This is a genomic window from Spirosoma endbachense (genome assembly GCF_010233585.1).
Taxonomy (GTDB): Bacteria; Bacteroidota; Bacteroidia; order Cytophagales; family Spirosomataceae; genus Spirosoma; species Spirosoma endbachense.
Map to the genome: position 1 here is coordinate 2,714,688 of NZ_CP045997.1, position 20,084 is coordinate 2,734,771.

Consider the following 20,084-nt stretch of genomic DNA (forward strand, 5'->3'; position numbering starts at 1 on the left):
ACTCGACTAGGTTGATTACGCCTTCAGCTTCCCTTTCAGGTAGCTTAATGCCAGTTTATAGGCATCGGCAGCGGCTTCTTTATTGTAAATCGGATTACTGGGGTTAGCAAAACCGTGACCAGCATCATACATTTTCACGGTCACTTTTTCACCTGCTTTTCCCATATTTTCTTCAAACATCTTTACCGACTCTGGAGTAATGCCTTTGTCCTGACTACCAAAGATACCCAGCACGTCCGTTTCAAGCGTTTTCAGCTTCTCTACGTCCTGTTCAGGGCGACCATAATACATTACGCAGCCTTTAGCCTGCTTGCCCTCCAGAATAGCCGATTGCAGCGACAGCATACCACCGAAGCACCAGCCTACGCTGGCAAATTCAGCTTTTGGACCTGCATAGGCAATTGCCCCTTTCATAATACTGCCAAGCCGATCTTTATTGGCACCCTGCATTAACTTGCCAGCTTCTGCGGGTTCGGTCGCAACCTTTCCATCATACATATCAACTGCCAGGACATTTACATCCTTAAGGTCGTTGTAGAACGTTTCAGACTGCTGCTTGATGTTGTCATTCAGTCCCCACCATTCCTGATACACCAACAACCATTTGTCTGATGGCTTTTTGGCTTTCAATAAAAACCCATTGGCTGACTGACCATCGGGGGTCGAAAATTTGACCATCTCGCCAGCACCCGTGTAGGTAAAGGGTAGGGGAGCTTCATGCAGGCGCTGAAAAGCGGGATCAGCCGCCATTACCGACATGTCATTACCACTTGTATGGCAAAGTGGAATTTTCGTCTCTTCCTGCTTTGGAGTCAGCCAGGAAACAAGCGACATAAAAAACGAAAGTCCGGTTATGAAAACGATTTTCATGAGTGTTTGGTGATTATTTGTTTAGTAGATTAAGGTAACTGAATGAGTAAGGCATTAGTTAAGCGAGTCCATGAAAAATGGGTAAGCTGTCTGCTTTGCGCACACAAGTTACCCATTTTTCACGTTCACCGGATTAAGCCTTTATTAACTCAAAAATTGTGATTTCTGGCAGAATTCCAACTCTCCCAGGATAGCCGATGTAGCCATATCCCCGGTTAACATACAACCGTTGATTACCTTCCTGATATAATCCAGCCCATTGTTTATAAAAATACTGCGCAGGGCTCCATTTTACATCGCCAAGATCTACACCAAACTGTGCCCCGTGGGTATGACCACTGAACTGTATGTCGATATCAGGATATTTTGGCCGAACCTCAGCATCCCAATGCGTTGGATCATGTGACAAAAGAAGTTTTACCGGATATTCTTCGGTACCCTGATAGGCTTTGGCCAGATTACCTGCCCGTAAGGCCGCCGGGCCAAAACCCAGATTCTGTACACCGATGAGGGCAAGTTTATCGCCATTCATATCCAGAATCTTATTCTCATCCATCATGATATTCCAGCCCATCTGTTTATGGGCGGCAACCACATTCATAACGTTCTGCCGTTCGGCCTGGGCGCTCGGCCACTGCACATATTTGCCATAATCATGATTGCCAAGGGTCGAATAAACACCCAATGGAGCTTTCAGCTTATCAAATACGTCGATATAACTATTTACCTCTTCGGCATGGCTATTGACCAGATCACCCGTAAAAAAGATAATATCGGGTTTCTGCCCGAGGAGCATCTCAACGCCCCCCCGCACGGCTGTTTTATTGAAGAAACTACCCGAATGAATATCCGAAATCTGGGCTATGGTCATGCCATTGAATCCTGAAGGCAGGTTTTTCAGCGGGAGTTTAACACGACGAATGCGGTAATCATGCGCTCCCGACAAAATACCCCATGTAAAACCTACCAGCGGAATTGTTCCAACAACCAGAGCTGTTTTCATCAGGAATTCCGAACGGGGAATCGCATCGGTGGCCGGTAAAGTCTTGGTGGTCGTATCCTCAACTGCCTCACGAACTTCCGGCTTGTAGAACAGGGAGACTATCCACCGGAAAAATCGCCCGATGTCGTCAATGAAAATGATTAATACGGCGAAAATTTTCGAGAAATACGGAATGGCGATGGCTGCCCATAGGAATGTACGCGTATTCCGGCTTATGGAGTCAGGCGGCAAAAACTGCATGACTACATATAATAGAATTGATAAGGCTGTAAAGCCCCAATAGATGAGCGCAATTGTTCGTTGGGTGCTTTCACTGGCTGATCGGCTTAGCGTTTTGATCGCCTGATAGACGTACGTATCAATGAGCAATAAAATTGCCGGCAGAATAAAAAATAAGGCTGTACGATTCATAGGGGGCTCTTATGGATGTATGGCAAACGCATGGTTGGTTGCAATAGTTTAAAAACAGAAAAACAGCAGGGAGCACAGTATTAAACGTTGTGCTCCCTGCTGTTTTTCTGTTTACTGACCCTAAACTAATTCTTCTTCAAGTTGCTTTCTGCGCTCCAGTGCAGGATCTTTCTTACCAAACCACTTCATCCGGATTCGCTCGTTCACCCAGTACATACACGGTACAATGACCAGTGTCAGCACAGTTGAGAACGTCAGACCGTAGATGATTGTCCAGGCTAGAATATTCCAGAATACAGAGCTATCGCCACCAATAACCATGTGTGGGTCAAAATCACGGAAGAGCGTAACGAAGTCGATAGTCAGACCAAAAGCCAGCGGAATCAGCCCCAGAACGGCAGCCGAAGCTGTCAGCAATACGGGCGTCAAACGAATACCGCCCGCTTCAATGATGGCTTCGCGCAGCGGAACACCCCGCCCGCGCAATTCCTCAATGAACTCAATGAGCAGAATACCGTTTTTCACCACAATACCGGCTAGCGCAATGATACCAACCCCGGACATGATAACTGAGAACGTTTTTCCGGTAATGATGAAGCCCAGCAATACCCCTATCAGCGACAACAGAATCGTCGTAAAAATGATCAATGGCTTTACCACTGAGTTAAACTGCGTTGCCAGAATCAGATAAATCAGCAAAATAGCGATACCGAAAGCAGAAACCAGGAAGTTCATCGACTCCTGCTGGTCTTCCTGTTCACCGCCCATTTTGATAGTGTAGCCATTCGGCACTTCCATATCATTCACAAGCTGCTGAATTTCAGCCACAATCTCATTGGCATTGTAGCCCGTCACCACGTCAGAACTTAAGGTAACGATACGCTGCTGGTTTTTGCGGTTAATCTGGCTAAACGTCGTCGAATAGCTGATATTGGCTACTGATGTAATCGGAACCTGCCGCAATTGCCCGCCCGTTACCATGTCGCGATACACGATATTCAGGCTTAGTAGTCGGTCAATCTGGCTACGGTCGTCGGGCTTCAACCGAACCATAATCGGATATTCGTCCTTCGCATCCCGGAACTTCGATACTTCCAGTCCGAACAATGCAGTCCGGATGGCCATCGCTATTTGCGCCGACGAAATACCTTCCCGTTCGGCTTTATCGCGATCGATGTCGATAACAATTTCGGGTTTATTCGTAATCAGATCGGATTTGAGCTGATCTATTCCCTTAATGCCAGACTTACTAATCTTTTGCCGGACTAGTTTTTCCAGTGCACTCAATTCGGTGAAATCATCGCCCGCAATTTCAATGGCAATTGGTTTACCCGTTGGCGGACCGTTGGCTTCGCGTTCTACCGAAATTTCGCTACCCGGTAAGCCTTTCATGGCAACCCGAACTTTGGCCAGCAGCGAATCAGTAGAGATCCCTTTTCGTTCTTCGTTCCCTTTAAACGCAATTGTCACTTTCGATTTTTGAGGTGTGGCAGATCGGTCAGGATTTGATGGGTCGCCCGCGTTTTTACCGACGTTAGAGATCACGGAGTTCACCACATCGGTAGCGTTATTATCGGCGAGAACTTTAAACACTCGCTTTTCGATCACTCTGGTTACCGAATCCGTGACGCGTGCGTCAGTTCCGACAGGCATTACATTATAAACGTAAATGTAGTCGGGCTCACCGCTCGGGAAAAAGATAACTTTGGGCTGCGCAATTCCTGTAATAAAGAACGTCAGAATCAGCAGACTAAAGGCTGCCAGAATCGCAATTACAGGCCTCCAACCGGTTAAAATCCATGAGATCAAGCGACGATATCCATTCTTCAGACCCGGTAGCAACCGCTCCTGAAAAGGCGTAATCAATCTTGGGGTCAGTATGTAATGGTTGAACACGTAGAGGATAATGAACAACAAGAACAAGTTGCCAATACCCCGGTCGATCACGTAGCCAATGCCCGCCAGCACCGTCATGATTATGAGCGGACGTTTGATTTCATCAAAGCTCTGTTTGTCTTCGTGGTTATCGTCTTCGTGCCGCTTCATGAATGTGACGGCAAAAACCGGGTTAATCACATACGCCACAAACAACGAAGCAAACAAGGTTAAAATGAGCGTCAGAGGCAGAAACTTCATGAATTCGCCCACAATACCCGGCCAGAAAAGCAGCGGAAAAAACGGCGCAATTGTCGTCAGCGTTCCGGAGAACACCGGTACAAATACCTCACCAGCGGCTGCCTTTACGGCCTGTTTGATGTTCCAGTCTTTGTTTTCGTTAAAGAGTCGGTGCGAGTTTTCGATAACCACAATGGCATCATCGACCACCAGACCCAAGCCAAGCAGGAACGCAAATAAGACAATGGTATTCAGGGTAAAGGCCGTTCCAACAACGGGGCCGACCACCGGCATAACCACAAACGCTACCAGCGCCGACAGTGGCACCGATAATCCAATAAAAACGGCATCGCGAACCCCCATAAAGAACATGAGGATCAGTACCACGAAGATGAAACCTAATACAACGGTATTGATCAGGTCATTGACATTTTCGCGGGTTGGTTCCGATGAATCTGCGGTGACCTTCACATCAAGCCCCTGCGGAAAACGGGTATCCCGGTATTCTTCAATGGTTTTTTCGATATTATCAGCCGCCGATAGCAGGTTAGCTCCCGAGCGCTTAATAACGTTCAGAGTTATAACCGACTTGTTGTTCAGACGGGCAAAATCCTGCTGCTCTTCAAAATTGTCCCGTACTTCGGCAATATCACCAAGCCGCACAGTTGCACCCGTCGCCGTACGGATTTGCAGGTTCTGAAGTTGATCTACATCCGTAAATTCACCTTTCACCCGCACTGTCCGGCGAACACCATCGACGTTCAGTTCTCCACCCGATACGTTGATATTTTCGCCCTGAACGGCCTGCTGAATATCCGTGAATGCCAGACCCGCCGACTGCATTCGGGGAAGGTCGACATTGATCTGAATCTCCCGCGTCAATGCGCCTACAATATCCACGCGCCGAATTTCAGGCATGGCTTCAATAGCATCCTGTAAGTCTTCGGCATATTCTTTGAGTTGCTTCAGCGAGAAATTACCGGCCATGTTGATGTTCATGATCGGGAACTCGGAGAAGTTCACATCCTGTGCCGTCGGTCCAGAGTCGAGTTTTTGCGGTAGATCAGGTTTCGCTTTGTCGATGGCATCACGAACACGCTGCAAAGCTTCGGCGGTTTGCACGTCCGGGTTGAATTCAACCAGAATGACCGATACGTCCTGCAACGCATTCGATTTGATTCGCTTCACGCCCGAAATGGACTTCAATTGCTTCTCAATCTGCTTGTTGATTGTATTTTCGATATCGGCAGGAGCTGTTCCTACGTACACCGTATTGATGTACACCTGCGGCACTTTGATATCCGGGAACTGCTCCTTCGGCAGATTATTGTACACAAACAGCCCACCGAGTGTAATCAGGAAGGTGAAAATGTAAATCGCCGTTCGGTTCTCCACACACCAGTTGGTGAATCCGAGGGTTTTATAATGTTCAAATTTCATAAAAAAATGAGTTTTTAGTTTTCAGTTAAATGCCCGATTATCAACCTAAAAGCTGAAAAACCGTAAACTGAAACCTCACTTAGAAATTGATTGGTTGTCCGTCAACTAAATCCTGGTACCCGGCAGTAACGATCTGATCGCCCGCCTGCAACCCTTGCGTAATCGCAATTTTGCCTCCGTAAGATTCACCCGTTTTCACTGTCCGTGCTTTTGCTATTTTCTTGCCTCCTTCATTGACCGCCACATAAACCAGTTGTCCACTTTCTGTACTTTGAATCAGGTTTTGGTTAATAACAATAGCATTCCCCAAGGTTTTGTCATTGATTTTTATCTGTGCCAGCATGTTTGGCTTCAGGCTATTATCGGATGGGAGGGGAGCTTCAATCGTGAACGTCCGGCTCAGTGGATCGACAGTCGTTGACACGAAGCTGATGCGCGAATTCAACTCCCGGTTTAAATCCGGAAAACGAACCATAACGGCATCTCCCTTTCGTACGCTACCCGAATAGGTATCCGATACTTTGGCAACCACTTTGAGCTGCGATAGATTGACGACCCGAACTAAACCGATACCCGGTGCCGCCGACTGCCCAACCTTTACACTTACCTGATCGATAACGCCCGAAATTGGCGCCGTAACCGTAGACTGACCCAATTGGGCGTTCAGCGTTGACAAACGGCGATCCAGCGATTCCTTGCTGTTTTTAGCCTGTAAATACTGAATCTCCGTTCCGATCTGTTGTTTCCAGAGCGCAGACTGCTTTTCAAACACCGTGTTTGCCAGTGACAACTGGGTTTTCACTTCGGAGATCGACTCCCGCAAAATCTGATCATCGACCTGAGCAATGGCTGATCCAGCCCGAACATTATCACCCTCTTTGACGTAAACAGCCGTAATGACCCCGCCCGACTTCGGCGAAACCTGCACGTTATTTTTTGCGTCAATCGTACCTTGTAATTCAACAAAGTGGCGGAATGTCGTGGCCGAAACAGGAGCTACCGTAACATCTTTAACGCGGGCTTCTTCTTCTTTTTTGGGCTCGAGTTTTGCCAGATCGCCCTCCAGGGTTTTGATCTTTGTCGCCAGCTCGGTTTCCTGTTTTTTCAGATCAGCGAGCTCATCACGCTTACCCTGCAAATCTGATTTTTTCTCCTGCGAACAAGCTATTAACAGGCTTGTTGCTATGGCAATGGCATAATATGCTTTCATTGTAGATCTATTTTTATGTCGTGTTGTGGGAGGGGTGTTATGGGGTGGTTACTGGCCAGAATACAATTTACCGCTAGCCTTATCGGCATCCACTTTCGTCTGCAAAAAGTTGTATAGCGACACGAAGTAGTTATTCTGCGCCTGCCGATACGAATTTTCAGCATCCAGCACCTCAATGTTTGAGCCAACGCCCTCCTGATATTTAATCTTGGTTACCCGGGCAACCTCTTTTGCCAGTTCAACATTGCGTTTTTGTGTTCGCAACGTTTGTAAACTGTTTTTGATCGTTACCGACGCCTGACGAATTTGCAGATCAATTGAGTTCTTTAAAAGAATACTGCTATTCTGCGTTTTCTGCAACGTAAACCGCTTTTGCTGAGCCTGGTAACGCTTCTGAAAGCCATCGAAGATTGGAATCGATAAGTTGATTCCTACAGCTGATGAGTTAAACCAGGCATCGGTGAATAAATGGCTAAATTGATTCCTACCCGTATTGTAGCCGTAATTGGCAAAGGCCGACAATGTTGGATAATAGCGTTTGGCTACGCTCTGAACGTCAAGATCAGCCAGTTCGATTTGCGATTGTAATGTGGCAAACTCAATCCGTTGATTATAGTCAAATTGTTCAGTTACTGGCTGAACCGTTGTCCGTTCTACTTCGTCAAGGTCGATGTCCTTTATGTCTTCCGTTAGCGCAATGTTGTCGTTTATGCCAAGGCCCATCTGAAACTTAAGCAGATAATAGCTCAGCTCGATCAGGTTCTGCACATTCTGCCGCTCCGCTTTCAGGTTATTGACCTGCACTTCAAGTCGGCTCACATCGATCTTTTCGGCAAAACCCTGTTTATTCAGGCCGAGCGTATTTTGATAGAGTGTATCGACCCGACTGATGTTCAGATCCAGCAGTTTCAATTGCTGCTCATTAACCAGCACACTATAATAGGCTTTGGCCACCTGTTCAGCAACGGTTACTTTCGAAGCCATAATATTTTTCTGCGCCAGCTGCCGATAGGTATCAGCTGCCCGTAACCCCAGTCGATACGACGCATCAAACAAGAGCTGGCTAAGATTGCCCGTTAAACTTCCCGAGTAATTTACGCCAAACTGTACTGGAACGGCCGGTGCATCTGGTGATGCCTTAGGGTCGAAAAAGACTGCCGGTAGAAACACGCGCTGAATAATCAGATTATCCATTACCTGGCCAGAAGCACTAACCTGAGGAAGTGCAACACCTCTCAGTTCCCGAATACGACCTTCGGCGCTCTGAGCATCCAGCACCGAGTTTTTAACATTGATGTTGTGTTCTACGGCAAACCGAATCGCTTCATTCAGCGAAAAATTCTGTCGGTCCTGAGCTAACAATAAACCCGGACTACTCAGCAGGCTGAGGAGCCAGATCATTACTGTCCGCTTGGTACTCCTTGTTATCATAACTGTGGTGGTTAACGTACTGGTTGTAAATGATAAATCCTTTTTCTGTCAGCATGCCGCGCACAAAATGGTGCATCAGTTCATGTTGAATTTCCAGCATCGTATACTGGTCTGTGGGGAAGATTTCATTGTTGAATGCTAGCTCAATTTGTTCGACCCGCAAACGGGCTAAAAGGGTTGGATTAATGTCTGATCGATACAATCCTTGAGAAATACCTTTTTGTATATTTTCAAGAATAGAATGCATAATATGTTGTTCTTTATACTGCCGGAACAACGCAAATGCCTGTGGATAGTGACGTTTAATATCAATCAATAAATTGGGACTGACCTGATCGGCATGTTTCTGCATCATTGTCAATACATGCAGAATTTCCTCAACTGGATTGTCTGTCTTAATGGTCATGCATTCCATTTCCGATTGATTCTTAACCATCTTGTCCCGCATAACCTGATAAAGAATCTGTTCCTTATCAGCGAAATGCTGATAGATGGTTTTCTTCGAAATGCCGAGTTGCCTGGCTATATCTTCCATCGTTACGGATCGAACTCCATACTTCCAAAACAACCGCTCAGTCTCCGCCAGAATTCGTTCTTTCATTATGTGAAAATAGAACTTTTACGGGGTGAACTTTGGAAACTCAAATATAGTTCGGAGTTTCCGGCTTATTTTTGGTTATATGACGAACGGCCCAAATACCGGAGTGAACCGCCGAAAAAGCCCGATGAACTTGCGGCTCTTCGGACCGTATTCCGGGGATAGAAAGAGTAGATTAAAGAAACCGGGCGAGTTGCCTGTATAGAAAAAATACTATTCGCCAATCTGAAAGAAACGCACATCAGCTTTCACATTGGTAAGTAATTCGCGCGTACGCTCCGGGCGGGCGTCGGTGATAAATAGCTGGCCGAATGCGCCTTCATCCATCTGCTTGATGAGCTTGCCGATGCGTCGGTCATCAAGTTTGTCGAAAATATCATCCAGAAGCAAAATTGGCTTAACGCCTTTCTCGGCCTGCAATTGATCAAACTGGGCCAGCTTCAGCGCAATGACGAATGTTTTCTGCTGTCCCTGAGAGCCAAATTTTTTCAGAGCAACCGGCTCGCCCGAACGATCACCGATCATGAAGGCATAATCATCTTTATGAACGCCCATCGTGGTGCGTTGCAAAACCGTATCGCGCCGACGAAAATGGCGAAACTCTTCGGCAAAGTCCGGATTGCTAACCTCCGATTCATACACGATACTGACAACCTCCCGGTCGTCGCTCAGATACGCGTAGTGTGCCTGGAAGCTAGGTAGGAACTCTTCTACAAACTGTTGGCGACGGTCGTGTATTTTTTGTCCCAGGTCCAGCAAGGGTTCGTCGTAGGTGTCCAGCAAATCGTTATCGACCTGATTTCGTTCGGCAAAGAGTTTTAGCAGGCTGTTCCGCTGCTTGAGCACCTGCTGATAGGTCAGGTAATTACGAAGGTATTCAGCATCGAGCTGCGATAATACGCCGTCGAAGAAATGACGACGGTCTTCGCTATGCTCTCGCACGAGGTCTGTATCATTGGGAGCAACCAGCACGACCGGAAAACGACCGATGTGCTCACTGATGCGTTCATACGGCTTTTTGTCGGCCATCAATACCTTCCGCTGCCCCCGCTGTAAACTAATGGTAATTTGTACAGTACGTTCGAGTTCTTCAAAAATACCATCAATAATAAAATAGTCGGCATCATGCAGAATACTCAACGCATCCTGACTCTGAAACGCACTTTTGCTTAATGCCAGAAAATAAACGGCATCTAATAAGTTCGTTTTACCACTACCATTTGGCCCGACAATCACATTCACCTGTCGTCCAAACGCATACCGGCCATCTTCATAGTTCTTAAAATTGGTCAGGCTCAGCTTTTCCAGGTGCATAGGTGTATTGCATAACGCTATAATGCGTAATTTCGCAGCAGTTAATCGCTCATTCAGTTAAGTGTACTACATGAGCAATTGATATTGGCAACAAAGATACAGGCGGTTTGTTAGGTAAACAGAGTCTCATCAAGTTGCTAAAAGCGATTGCTGATTTATATTGAACTCATTCCTCATGGCAAGCGTCAAAGAGAAATCCGAGCGGGGAACAACCGCAAAACAGAACGGCAAAGCTCCAGCAGCTGCAAAAACACAGCACCCCAAAGAGCGCTATATGTACTGGTATGAATCTATGCAGTTACAGCGCAAATTCGAAGAGAAAGCCGGACAGCTCTACGGACAACAGAAAATTCGGGGTTTCTGCCATCTTTACATTGGTCAGGAAGCCTGCTCATCTGGGTCTTATTCGGCCCTCACTAAAGATGACAAATGGATTACAGCCTATCGTGACCATGGTATCCCACTGGCCTTAGGCTCTGATCCAAAAGCCATCATGGCAGAGTTGTTTGCAAAACAAACCGGCTCCTCAAAAGGTAAAGGGGGCTCCATGCACATCTTCGACAAGTCGGTTAACTTCGTTGGCGGTCATGGTATCGTTGGTGCGCAGATTCCGATGGGAGCTGGAATTGCCTTCTCCGAGAAATATAATAAGACTGGCAATCTCTGCATCTGTTTCATGGGCGATGGTGCTGTGCGGCAAGGCGCCTTGCACGAAGCGTTCAATATGGCGATGCTCTGGAAACTGCCGGTTATTTTCGTTGTCGAGAACAATGGTTATGCAATGGGAACATCCGTTGCCCGCACCTCGAACGTAACTGATTTATATACCCTCGCAGAAGCGTATGATATGCCGTCCGAGCCAGTCGATGCGATGAGCGTTGAAGCGGTTCACGAATCGGTTAGCCGCGCAGCTGAACGCGCTCGTGCTGGTGAAGGTCCTACTTTCTTAGAGTTTCGCACGTATCGGTATCGTGGTCATTCGATGTCCGACCCACAGAAATACCGGACAAAAGATGAGCTTGAACAATACAAGCAACGTGACCCTATCGAGCATATAAAGGGTCAAATTCTAGAGTTTGGTCACGCAACAGAAGAAGAGCTTGCTGCTATTGATCAGAAGATCAAAGGTATCGTTGAGGAGTCAGTTAAATTTGCTGAAGAGTCACCTTATCCTTCTCCTGAAGAAGCATTTAAAGATGTGTATATGCAGCAGGATTATCCATTCCTGATGGAATAATGATCGCAATGTATACCCTTACCTTTTCTCAAAACCCGGGACTTATCGTCTCGGGTTTTTTTGTTGAACTCTTTGCTATATTTAATTGTATATACATTAAATGTAGCAACATTAAAATTCAAACTAGAAATTAATTAACCAGTTAACCACGTTCAAATTCATGGAAACGCTCATAAACGGACTTCACCACGTTACAACGCTGGCAGGCGATACACAGAAAAATGTTGATTATTACACAGACATTCTGGGTCTTCGGTTAGTAAAGAAGACGGTCAATTTTGATGCTCCGGATGTCTATCATTTATATTATGGTAACGAGACAGGTTCGCCAGGAACGATACTGACTTTCTTCCCGTATGGCAATTTACCACGCGGTCGGAAGGGAGTTGGCCAGTTGACCTACACAGCCTTTTCGGCACCAATCGCATCACTTCGTTTCTGGATGGACCGGTTGCATGAACGTAACATTCCTTATGCTGGTCCGTACAAACGTTTTTCGGAAACCTATCTGCGCTTCGAAGATTTTGATGGCATGGGTATTGAACTAGTCTTTAATGACGATGATCAGCGCCCCGGTTGGGACAACGGCCGAATTCCGGCTGAGTTTGCTGTGCGTGGTTTTCATACCGTTACCCTCAACGAATCAAATCCGGATCGAACCATAAAACTGCTGACCGAAAATCTACAGCATACACTGGTAGGAGAGGAGGAAGGCCGTTTCCGGTTTAAAGCCGCTAATGGCGGTTCGGGAAACTACGTAGACGTCCTGCATTCACCTACTGATGTGCGGTCGTTACAGGGCGCAGGTTCGGTACACCATGTCGCTTTCTCGACCGATACCGATGAAACGCAACTGATCCTTCAGGAGCAATTGCTAACTGCTGGCTATCATGTCACACCTGTGCAGGATCGTAACTATTTTAACAGCATTTATTTCCGTGAGCCAGGTGGTATTCTTTTCGAAGTAGCCACGAACCCTCCTGGATTTGCCGTCGATGAGCCTGTTTCTGAACTGGGAACAAACCTTAAATTACCCGCTCAATACGAACCTCGTCGGGCAGCGCTGGAAGCTGAATTACCGAAGATTATCATAAAATAAATTGATGAACAGGGAGCCCAAAAGACGCACAGGGTTTATAAAGTAATTTCTCTGTGTCCTTTTGGCTCCCCGTTTAAAATATACCTTTGCATTTATACGGTTATGATTCACAACCCGAATAACATCCGAACTGCCGGTAAGCCGCTCGAAGAAGCATCGAAAGTGATGATCATGGTTCATGGACGGGGCGGGTCAGCGAGTGATATTCTATCGTTATCTCAATACATTACTGATAAGGATTTCGCGTTTATCGCGCCCGAAGCACAGGGTAATACCTGGTATCCCTATTCATTTTTACGACCAATCCAGGAAAACGAACCCTATCTGTCATCGGGTCTCGAAGTGTTGGCAAACCTGCGCGGTCGGTTACAAGCTGACTTTAATTTTAAGCTACCCCAGATTTACTGGCTCGGTTTTTCGCAGGGTGCCTGTCTGATGCTGGAGTTCGTAGCTCGTAACGCTACCGAGTATGGTGGCGTATTTGGGCTCAGTGGCGGACTGATCGGACCTGATGAAACGCCACGCCAGTATGAGGGATCTTTCGGGAATACACCGATTTTTTTAGGCTGTAGTGATCGGGATGCTCACATACCAAAAGAGCGTGTTCTGGAATCAGAGCGCGTATTTCAACAGATGGGAGCTAGCGTTACGGCAAAATTGTATCCAAATTTTCCGCACACAATTAACGAAGATGAGCTAAACATTGTTAATTTGCTGATAGCCGACAGTTAATCGTCCGGCCAACATTTAACAAATTTGCCTATGAGCCAGTATATGGTTGAATTTGACCTTCCGGCTGTTATGGATGATGGGTTCACAAACCGGATTCCTGCCCAACGGCTCAAAGTGGAGGAATTAATGGAAAAAGGCTTCCTGCTCTCATACTCACTTTCTGTAGATCGCCAGAAATTATGGTGCATCTTCAAAGCCGATTCGGAGCTGGAAGTTATGGAGTCAATCTCGGAGTTTCCGCTAATAAAATATATGACACCGATGATCACCGAATTGATGTTTCACAATATGGTGGCCGCCCGAATTCCATTGTTCTCATTGAACTAAATGAATTGAAAACCCTTCTTCACGAAGGGTTTTTTCTTGTCCTGTAAATTGTACTTTTGCAGGCATCATTTACCCAAATATGCATAAGTAACCGGGTTTTAACTGGTTACATAATTTTATAACTGTTTGATTATCAGTTCCACGTGGAAACATTTTTTTATGCACAGTTGAACTGCCAATTTATAAGAAACACATGACTCCCAACATACTTATCTGTCAGTCAGAGCGAGAGCTTGAAGTCCTTTTCTCAACTGATTTTATAGCTCATATCGATGGCAAAAAGGCGCAAACACTTCGTCAATTTTACGAGGAAATTGCCGACCTGCTGGAGATCCCTGACTTCGGTTTTAACCTGGATGCCCTCAACGACTCCCTCAACGATTTGCAGTGGCTGGAAGATGAACGGATCGTTATTTACGTAACCAGCAGTAACGAGTTTATCAGTAAGGAACGCGACCCAGCGAAATTAGGGAGTGTGTTAAGTATTCTGGATGCTACGGCCGAAGACTGGAAATGGGTCGATGACGACGATGAAACAACCGAGAAAAAAGAAATAATTATTGTCTTTGAAGATAGTAGTCGAATCCGGAAGCTGCTGGAACAGGAAAATATCGACTATAAGCTGATGTCGGAGTTGAAATAAGATCTAAACGCAACAAATTTTGAGTACCTGCTGTTACACTAGTATGCCGCCGGAATACCCTTCCAGCGGCTTTTCGTGTTTGCTCATTCCAACCTGAACGTCGCTTGAAACCAGAAGAATTGCTCGGCCTGTATGCCGACGATAGTTATATAAAACTGCTAGCCGAACCCTTCAGTCATAAGCCAACAAGCGAGCCGCAACGCTTGCAGATCAAAGGTCTGGCAGGGAGTCTGGATGCCGTATTAGCCTCATCCATCTATAAATCGGTTGGTGGCAATCACTTGTATATCCTGACTGACCGGGACGAAGCCGCTTATTTTTTCAACGATTTGCAAAATCTGCTTGGACGTGAGGTGTTGCTATTCCCGATGTCATACAAGAAACCCTATCAGTATGAAGAGGTCGAGAATGCGAATGTACTGATGCGGGCTGAAGTCCTGAATAAGCTCAATCCGGCTCCGAAGGATGGACTACTGATGGTGACCTATCCGGAAGCGCTGTCGGAGAAAGTTATAAATAAGCGATCGTTGCAGGCCAACACACTGACCATCCGGGTAGGAGAGAAGCTGGATACCAGTTTTGTTGCAGAACTACTTAACGATTACGAGTTTGAAAAAACGGACTTTGTATATGAAGCTGGTCAGTTTTCGGTGCGTGGGGGAATCATTGATGTGTTTTCATTTGCCAGCGAGTTTCCGTTTCGGATTGACTTATTCGACGACGAGGTCGAAAGTATCCGCAAATTCAATCCTGAGTCACAGCTTTCTACCGATCCCGTCGACTTCATCAATATTATTCCCAATATTCAAACTAAGCTCACCCAGGAAACCCGCGAACCTTTTTTCGATTTCCTGCCTGAAGGCACGACTATCTGGGCAAAAGATGCTGAGTTTACGCTCGAAATCATCGAGAAATGCTTTGAAAAAGCTGAACAGAGTTTCGCGACAGTTCTGGCAAACAGCGGAGGAATTCAGATTGTAGCTGACCCTGGTGACCTGTTTGAAACCCGCCGAACGTTTTTAAATGAACTAAAAACGTTCCGCACGGTTGAGTTTGGCCGTAAATTCTACTTCAAAACCGAAGGCAGACAGCAGTATAGCTCCAAACCGCAACCGTCGTTTAACAAAGATTTTAAACGATTGGTCGATGTACTGGGCGAAAATCAGTCAAAGGGTTTTACCAATATCATTGCAGCCGAATCATTCAAACAACTCGACCGCCTTCGGACCATTTTTGAGGAACTTGACCCATTCGTGAAGTTTCAGCCAATGAGTGTTGGTTTGCGTGAGGGATTTATTGATGAGGCACTTAAAATCGCATGCTTCACAGATCACCAGATTTTTGACCGCTATTACAAATACCGTGTTCAGGACAAGTTTTCAAAGTCTAAGGCGCTGACCCTCCGCGAATTAAAGACACTTCAGCCGGGCGATTACGTTACCCACGTCGATCATGGTATTGGCCGTTTTGCTGGTTTAGAGAAAGTAGACCATGCCGGGAATGAGCAGGAAGCGATTCGGCTCATTTACCGAGACAATGACATTCTGTTAGTCAGTATCCACAGTCTACACAAGATTGCGAAGTATAGTGGCAAGGAAGGCGGCCCGCCAACCATGAGTAAACTTGGTTCGCAGGAGTGGGAACAGAAAAAATCGCGTGTCAGGAAGCAGGTAAAAGACATTGCCCGCGAACTGATTGCCCTATATGCCAAACGTAGAACCGCACCCGGTTATGCCTACAGTCGGGATAGTTTTTTGCAGGCTGAACTTGAATCATCCTTTTTATATGAGGACACGCCCGACCAGGCCAAAGCGACTAACGACGTTAAAGACGATATGGAACAGCCACACCCAATGGATCGGCTGGTCTGTGGTGATGTTGGTTTCGGCAAGACAGAAATTGCCATCCGTGCCGCTTTCAAGGCCGTTACGGACAACAAACAAGTAGCTGTGCTGGTGCCTACAACCATTCTGGCCATGCAGCACTTTAAGACGTTTAGTGAGCGAATGGCCGATTTCCCGGTAAAAATTGATTACATCAACCGATTCCGAACAGCTGCCCAAACGAAAGAAATTCTGAAAGGTGTTAGCTCAGGCGAAATCGGTATTCTCATTGGAACCCATCGAATTGTCAATAAAGACATCAAATTCAAGGATTTAGGGCTTTTAGTGATTGATGAAGAGCAGAAATTTGGGGTTAAAACCAAAGATCGGCTGAAAGAAATGCGGGTTGAAGTAGACGTACTAACACTCACAGCTACGCCCATTCCGCGCACGCTCCATTTTTCGCTCATGGGTGCCCGCGACCTCTCGGTCATTGCTACGCCCCCGCCTAACCGCCAGCCGGTTACGACAGAGGTACATCCGTTTAACGAAACGATCATCCGTGATGCGATCAGTTATGAAATTCGGCGTGGTGGCCAGGTTTTTTTTGTTCATAACCGGGTTAATGATATCGAATCGATTGGGAATCTGATTCTGCGGCTTGTACCCGAAGCACGCATCGGCGTTGCGCATGGTCAAATGGATGGCGATAAGCTGGAACGGGTAATGACGCGATTTATTGAGGGCGATTATGATGTATTGGTATCCACCAATATTATTGAGTCTGGACTGGATATTTCAAACGCCAATACGATTCTGATCAACAATGCACATTACTTCGGCTTATCCGATCTCCACCAGATGCGCGGTAGGGTAGGGCGCTCTAACCGGAAAGCATTTTGTTACCTGCTTACGCCCCCACCCTCTGTTATGACGTCAGATGCCCGGAAACGCCTTCAGACACTTGAAGATTTTTCGGATTTGGGCGAAGGGTTCAAAATTGCCATGCGCGACCTCGACATTCGGGGTGCCGGAAATTTGCTGGGAGCCGAGCAAAGCGGCTTTGTGAACGATCTCGGTTTTGAGATGTATCATAAAATATTGGATGAAGCCGTTCAGGAGCTGCGCGAAAATGAATTTAAAGATCTGTTTGAGACGAAGCCTGGCGACTTGAGGCTGGCTCTGCCCGACACCGTCATTGAAACCGACCTGCAAGTCGTTATTCCTGAACGGTATGTCTCCAATATTTCTGAGCGACTGGCGCTTTATACCCGATTGGACAGTATCCAGAACACCGAAGAATTGCAGGCATTTCACCAGGAAATACTCGATCGCTTCGGTCCAATGCCGGAAGAGGTCGAAAATCTAATCAAATTGGTTAACGTTCGCTGGAAAGCCGAACGGTTGTACCTTGAAAAACTGACGCTTAAGAATAATATCCTTAAAGGCTACTTCGTTTCTAACGGGAATGATGACTTCTTCAAATCCGATCAGTTTGGCAAGGTAATTGAATACATTAAACGAAATCCGGCCCACTGTTCGTTGAAGGAATCGAAAAACCGCCTTGTTATTACGCACAACAACGTATACTCTGTTGAGCAGCTTAATGAAATAATGGGGAATTTAACAAGTGAATAGTAGCAAAAGAGAGAGGTAAGACCAGATAAAAGACGTATAATCAATCAAATAATCCGAAAGTCTTTCATCGTGTGTCTTAAATCCTTTATCTTAAATTATTTTTGCACCTACGTTTTACACAAAATAGAGCAATGATTCAAAAGTATCACCTGCAACGAGTGGCTTATGTGCTGCTGGCAATGGCGGCCCTTGCATCTTGTAAGTCCAAGCACCCGACCAGCGTGCAGCCAGGGAAGAAGAGTACGGCGACGGGGATTGCTTACAACCAGAAAGACGGTTTTCAGGTAAAGAAATTTGCGGGACAGAAAGCTGGTCCAAACCTCGTTTTTGTTGAAGGTGGCCGGTTCACGATGGGTGCTCTCGAAGAAGATGTAATGAATAGCCGCGATAACCGGGAGCGCACAGTGTCGATCCAGTCTTTTTATATGGATGAGACTGAGATCGCAAACGTTCACTATCTCGAATATTTGAACGCAATCACGCGCGATTCTTCGGAAGAAGTAGTAAAAGCAGCATTGCCTGATACGACTGTTTGGGCAAACCCGCTCTCGTTCAACGATTCGTACGTTACCCAATATCTTCGCTATCCAGCTTTCCGATATTATCCAGTTGTGGGTGTGTCGTGGGTACAGGCTAGTGATTACGCTGTTTGGCGGTCGAATGCCGTCAATAACGAACTGGCAAAAGGTGGAACCAAGAAAAAAGGGGGCGGTTTCTCGCTGAAGCGTAAATCAAAAAAAGAAGCAGAACCTGCACTTGCTGAAGCAACTGCATCGACAGCTCCGCCAAAACCAAGCCTGGAAAGTGGCATGGTGCTGCCCGATTATCGGTTACCAACCGAAGCCGAGTGGGAATATGCTGCCAAAGCCCTGATTGGAACGCAATACATGGACGAGAATCAAATTAATCAGCGGATTTACCCCTGGGATGGTTCTTCGGTCCGGAATCCAAAGAAAGGCCGCAAACAGGGCCAGATGCTGGCTAACTTCAAGCGTGGACGCGGTGACTATGCCGGTATTGCTGGCCGCTCAAACGATGGTGCTATTATCACAGCTGAGATTTATTCTTATCCAGCCAATGATTTTGGGCTCTACAACATGGCCGGTAACGTAAACGAATGGGTATACGACGTTTATCGTCCGCTATCCTATCAGGATGTAAATGACCTGAACCCGATTCGCCGGAACGGCTATATGGATGAGGCCAAGAATTACGACTCCAAGAATAAGCAGTCGTTGATTGATGACAAACTAAGAGTTTATAAAGGCGGTTCGTGGAACGACGTTGCCTATTGGCTATCACCAGGGACTCGCCGATTCCTGGATCAGGATTCAGCTACTGCAATGATTGGTTTCCGCTGTGCTATGATCGGTGTTGGCCGAAACAAATAAACAGACAACTTACCAAATAGTAAGGCGGTCATTCAGCAATGGATGGCCGCTTTTTTGTTGATAGTCTCTGAAAACAGTTCTAGTTAACGCGTCGTCGCAAGAGTCAATACCCCAACTGATTTACAACCAGCTCGTAACAACTCAATTGCACAGGCTTCTATAGTCGATCCCGTCGTTAATACATCATCGACAATAACGATATTTTTCCCTTCAATTTCTTCTGGATTTGGTACGGCAAATACTGTTTTTACGTTTTCCCATCGTTCCAGACGATTCTTCCGGGTTTGTGATTCTTTAAACCGTTTCCGAATAAGTATATCGGTTCTGGCAGGAACGTTAAGTGCTTCAGAAAGTCCTTCGGCAATCCAATCGGCCTGATTATAACCCCGTTGTTGTAAGCGACTCTTATGCAACGGAACACCAATTATTACGTCTATTTCTTTTATCAGTTCACTTTCCGATTTGAGTTGATAACCGTACCAGCCAGCTATTTCTTTTGCAGCTTCTTTTTGGCCTTTATATTTAATCTGATGGATTAGTTTTTGTACTGTACCAGCCTTTGAGTAGAGGACAAAAGAAGCCACAAAATGTATAGGGACTTTTCCGGCGAACTTATTGAGGAGATTTTGATCATAGGGCAGACGATGTTGATTTGTTTCTGGTAAGTTAATTCGGCAGTGTGTACAAAGTAACTTTTCGTTATCACCCAAAGACCGGCTACAACCGAGACAGAGCACAGGAAAAAGCAGGTCCGTAAAGTCAGCTACAAGCGTCCGAATAAACCGAAACATGGTGATTGTTC

Annotated in this window: 16 protein-coding genes; 8 read left to right on the forward strand and 8 right to left on the reverse strand. The window is 46.2% G+C overall.

What is annotated here, in order from left to right; all coding sequences use genetic code 11:
• Positions 1-15: 15 nt before the first annotated feature.
• The 6 genes from GJR95_RS10740 to GJR95_RS10765 all read right to left on the reverse strand — a co-directional run bounded on the left by GJR95_RS10740 (position 16) and on the right by GJR95_RS10765 (position 9,081).
• Positions 16-870, reverse strand: coding sequence for a dienelactone hydrolase family protein (locus tag GJR95_RS10740; RefSeq protein WP_162385864.1), 855 nt, complete (start codon positions 868-870; stop codon positions 16-18).
• A 133-nt stretch (positions 871-1,003) separates the two neighbouring features.
• Positions 1,004-2,284: a metallophosphoesterase gene (locus GJR95_RS10745; protein ID WP_162385865.1), complete on the reverse strand. Its 1,281-nt coding sequence runs from the start codon at positions 2,282-2,284 to the stop codon at positions 1,004-1,006.
• 120 nt (positions 2,285-2,404) lie between these two features.
• On the reverse strand, positions 2,405-5,839 hold the full coding sequence (locus GJR95_RS10750) for an efflux RND transporter permease subunit (protein ID WP_162385866.1): 3,435 nt from the start codon (positions 5,837-5,839) through the stop codon (positions 2,405-2,407).
• Between the two features lie 79 nt (positions 5,840-5,918).
• Positions 5,919-7,049 carry an efflux RND transporter periplasmic adaptor subunit gene (locus GJR95_RS10755; RefSeq protein ID WP_162385867.1) on the reverse strand — a complete coding sequence of 377 codons (1,131 nt, stop codon included), beginning with the start codon at positions 7,047-7,049 and terminating at the stop codon, positions 5,919-5,921.
• Between the two features lie 48 nt (positions 7,050-7,097).
• Positions 7,098-8,480, reverse strand: a complete 1,383-nt coding sequence (locus tag GJR95_RS10760; protein WP_162385868.1) for a TolC family protein — start codon at positions 8,478-8,480, stop codon at positions 7,098-7,100.
• The gene (locus tag GJR95_RS10765) at positions 8,422-9,081 is read right to left on the reverse strand and encodes a TetR/AcrR family transcriptional regulator (RefSeq protein WP_162385869.1); all 660 of its coding nucleotides are present in this window, start codon (positions 9,079-9,081) and stop codon (positions 8,422-8,424) included. Before GJR95_RS10765 ends, GJR95_RS10760 begins: the two co-directional genes overlap by 59 nt.
• Positions 9,082-9,084: 3 nt before the next feature.
• On the opposite strand from GJR95_RS10765, the gene GJR95_RS10770 reads away from it, so the two are divergent.
• Entirely contained in the window at positions 9,085-9,243 is a 159-nt protein-coding gene (locus GJR95_RS10770; protein WP_162385870.1) for a hypothetical protein, read from the forward strand.
• 48 nt (positions 9,244-9,291) lie between these two features.
• Here GJR95_RS10770 and recF read toward each other — a convergent pair whose 3' ends face one another.
• Positions 9,292-10,392, reverse strand: coding sequence for a DNA replication/repair protein RecF (gene recF / locus GJR95_RS10775; protein ID WP_162385871.1), 1,101 nt, complete (start codon positions 10,390-10,392; stop codon positions 9,292-9,294).
• 175 nt (positions 10,393-10,567) lie between these two features.
• Between recF and pdhA the strand changes: the two genes are divergently transcribed.
• The 7 genes from pdhA (at position 10,568) to GJR95_RS10810 (ending at position 19,282) form a co-directional block, all read left to right on the forward strand.
• Positions 10,568-11,629, forward strand: a complete 1,062-nt coding sequence (gene pdhA, locus GJR95_RS10780; RefSeq protein WP_162385872.1) for a pyruvate dehydrogenase (acetyl-transferring) E1 component subunit alpha — start codon at positions 10,568-10,570, stop codon at positions 11,627-11,629.
• A 160-nt stretch (positions 11,630-11,789) separates the two neighbouring features.
• Positions 11,790-12,728, forward strand: a complete 939-nt coding sequence (locus GJR95_RS10785) for a ring-cleaving dioxygenase (protein WP_162385873.1) — start codon at positions 11,790-11,792, stop codon at positions 12,726-12,728.
• Positions 12,729-12,830: 102 nt separating this feature from the next.
• The gene (locus GJR95_RS10790; RefSeq protein WP_162385874.1) at positions 12,831-13,460 is read left to right on the forward strand and encodes an alpha/beta hydrolase; all 630 of its coding nucleotides are present in this window, start codon (positions 12,831-12,833) and stop codon (positions 13,458-13,460) included.
• Between the two features lie 30 nt (positions 13,461-13,490).
• On the forward strand, positions 13,491-13,787 hold the full coding sequence (locus tag GJR95_RS10795; protein WP_162385875.1) for a muconolactone Delta-isomerase family protein: 297 nt from the start codon (positions 13,491-13,493) through the stop codon (positions 13,785-13,787).
• Positions 13,788-13,980: 193 nt separating this feature from the next.
• Positions 13,981-14,430: a barstar family protein gene (locus GJR95_RS10800; RefSeq protein ID WP_162385876.1), complete on the forward strand. Its 450-nt coding sequence runs from the start codon at positions 13,981-13,983 to the stop codon at positions 14,428-14,430.
• Positions 14,431-14,534: 104 nt separating this feature from the next.
• Entirely contained in the window at positions 14,535-17,891 is a 3,357-nt protein-coding gene (gene mfd, locus GJR95_RS10805; RefSeq protein WP_162385877.1) for a transcription-repair coupling factor, read from the forward strand.
• Between the two features lie 131 nt (positions 17,892-18,022).
• Positions 18,023-19,282 (forward strand): SUMF1/EgtB/PvdO family nonheme iron enzyme, encoded by a 1,260-nt coding sequence (locus tag GJR95_RS10810; protein WP_162385878.1) that lies wholly within the window; start codon positions 18,023-18,025, stop codon positions 19,280-19,282.
• An 83-nt stretch (positions 19,283-19,365) separates the two neighbouring features.
• Here GJR95_RS10810 and GJR95_RS10815 read toward each other — a convergent pair whose 3' ends face one another.
• Positions 19,366-20,073, reverse strand: coding sequence for a ComF family protein (locus GJR95_RS10815; RefSeq protein ID WP_162385879.1), 708 nt, complete (start codon positions 20,071-20,073; stop codon positions 19,366-19,368).
• Between the last annotated feature and the right edge of the window lie 11 nt (positions 20,074-20,084).

Coding starts and splice junctions, on each gene's coding strand:
- recF (WP_162385871.1), bottom strand. CDS start 10,392: ATGCACCTGGAAAAGCTGAGCCTGACCAATTTTAAGAACTATGAAGAT.
- GJR95_RS10760 (WP_162385868.1), bottom strand. CDS start 8,480: ATGATAACAAGGAGTACCAAGCGGACAGTAATGATCTGGCTCCTCAGC.
- GJR95_RS10750 (WP_162385866.1), bottom strand. CDS start 5,839: ATGAAATTTGAACATTATAAAACCCTCGGATTCACCAACTGGTGTGTG.
- GJR95_RS10740 (WP_162385864.1), bottom strand. CDS start 870: ATGAAAATCGTTTTCATAACCGGACTTTCGTTTTTTATGTCGCTTGTT.
- GJR95_RS10785 (WP_162385873.1), top strand. CDS start 11,790: ATGGAAACGCTCATAAACGGACTTCACCACGTTACAACGCTGGCAGGC.
- GJR95_RS10755 (WP_162385867.1), bottom strand. CDS start 7,049: ATGAAAGCATATTATGCCATTGCCATAGCAACAAGCCTGTTAATAGCT.
- GJR95_RS10800 (WP_162385876.1), top strand. CDS start 13,981: ATGACTCCCAACATACTTATCTGTCAGTCAGAGCGAGAGCTTGAAGTC.
- GJR95_RS10765 (WP_162385869.1), bottom strand. CDS start 9,081: ATGAAAGAACGAATTCTGGCGGAGACTGAGCGGTTGTTTTGGAAGTAT.
- GJR95_RS10795 (WP_162385875.1), top strand. CDS start 13,491: ATGAGCCAGTATATGGTTGAATTTGACCTTCCGGCTGTTATGGATGAT.
- GJR95_RS10815 (WP_162385879.1), bottom strand. CDS start 20,073: ATGTTTCGGTTTATTCGGACGCTTGTAGCTGACTTTACGGACCTGCTT.
- GJR95_RS10790 (WP_162385874.1), top strand. CDS start 12,831: ATGATTCACAACCCGAATAACATCCGAACTGCCGGTAAGCCGCTCGAA.
- pdhA (WP_162385872.1), top strand. CDS start 10,568: ATGGCAAGCGTCAAAGAGAAATCCGAGCGGGGAACAACCGCAAAACAG.
- GJR95_RS10810 (WP_162385878.1), top strand. CDS start 18,023: ATGATTCAAAAGTATCACCTGCAACGAGTGGCTTATGTGCTGCTGGCA.
- GJR95_RS10745 (WP_162385865.1), bottom strand. CDS start 2,284: ATGAATCGTACAGCCTTATTTTTTATTCTGCCGGCAATTTTATTGCTC.